Origin of the sequence: Pseudomonas sp. R62, assembly GCF_000257605.1 — a bacterium.
Lineage (GTDB): Bacteria > Pseudomonadota > Gammaproteobacteria > Pseudomonadales > Pseudomonadaceae > Aquipseudomonas > Aquipseudomonas atacamensis.
Genome location: NZ_AHZM01000867.1, coordinates 1 through 1,358, shown reverse-complemented (window position 1 = coordinate 1,358; position 1,358 = coordinate 1). Strand labels below are relative to the sequence as shown.

General features: G+C 58.6%; 2 protein-coding genes and 1 pseudogene. 2 read left to right on the top strand and 1 reads right to left on the bottom strand.

What is annotated here, in order from left to right:
• A pseudogene (locus OQK_RS00720) lies at window positions 1–203 on the top strand (folate-binding protein); the annotation flags it as partial.
• A 34-nt stretch (window positions 204–237) separates the two neighbouring features.
• On the top strand, window positions 238–1,059 hold the full coding sequence (locus OQK_RS00715) for an HDOD domain-containing protein (RefSeq protein WP_016770675.1): 822 nt from the start codon (window positions 238–240) through the stop codon (window positions 1,057–1,059).
• Window positions 1,060–1,215: 156 nt separating this feature from the next.
• On the opposite strand, the gene OQK_RS29805 is transcribed toward OQK_RS00715, so the two are convergent.
• On the bottom strand, window positions 1,216–1,358 hold a 143-nt coding region (locus OQK_RS29805; protein WP_238537135.1), incomplete at its 5' end, for a hypothetical protein.

The window sequence follows — 1,358 nt, the reverse complement described above, 5'->3', positions numbered from 1 at the left end:
AACTGTTCGCCCCCAGCCACAACAGCTCGATCGGCGAAGTGGTGCTGGCGGCCAATGCCGAGGGAAACATTGAACTCCTGGCCGTGTTGCAGGCCGAAGCTGCCGAAGCCGGTGATTTGCGTCTGGGCGCCCTCGAAGGCCCCGCGTTGCACGTGCTCGACCTGCCTTACGAACTGGATCGCGACCGCGAAATCCAGCGTTGATCGCAGCATTGTTGCAACACCCTAGAGAGTCCAAATGAGCGAACTGGCGGAAAAGGTCCAACAGGATTTGGTTGCGGCCATCGATAACGATGACCTGGTTCTGCCAACTTTGCCGGAAGTGGCCCTGCAGATTCGCAAGGCTGCCGAGGATCCGGAAATCAGCGTCAGCGACCTGAGCAAAGTTATCGGCCGCGACACCGCGCTGTCGGCGCGCCTGATCAAAGTGGTCAACAGTCCGCTGCTGCGCGCCGCGCAGGAAGTCACCGACCTGCACACCGCCATCACCCGTTTGGGCATCAACTACAGCAGCAACCTGGCGATCGGTCTGGTGATGGAGCAGATCTTCAATGCCCGCTCCGAAGTGGTCGAACAGAAAATGCGCGAAGTCTGGCGCAGCAGTCTGGAAATCGCTGGCGTCAGCTATGCGCTGTGTCGTCGTCACACTCAGCTCAAACCCGATCAGGCGGCACTCGGCGGACTGGTGCATCAGATTGGCGTGCTGCCGATCCTGACTTACGCCGAAGACCACAATGAACTGCTCTCGGATGCGGTCAGCCTGACCCATGTGATCGAGCAGATTCACCCATTGCTGGGCGAGAAATTGCTGCGGGTGTGGGAGTTTCCCGAGCGCCTGGTGCATTTGCCGTTGCTGTATCAAGACTTCAGCCGCGACTCGACGCGCATCGATTACGTCGATGTCGTGCAGGTAGCCAATCTGTATTGCCGCAAGGACACCGACCATCCGTTTGCGCGGATTGACCCGTTTAGCGTGCCGGCGTTCAGAAAGCTCGGGATTGATCCGGAGAACAAGCAGTTCTGCGCGGATCTGGAAGAATCGCGGTCGATGTTCTACTGACCTGTGGTGAGGGGATTTATCCCCGTTGGGTTGCGAAGCGACGCTGAACTCTGCGACCCGGTTTTTTCCAGACAGATTGTGATCGCTGAACTGCGACTGCTGCGCAGCCGAGCGGGGATAAATCCCCTCGCCACAAAAACCCCTGCCACAAAAGTATTACCCGGTAATAAAACTGACCCGCACCTTCAACCCTGCCTGCTCGCCATCATGCAAGGTGATCTGCGCCAGATGCGCGCGACAGATCTCGCCGACAATCGCCAAGCCCAGACCTGAACCGGCAACCTGCTGATTGCGCCGAT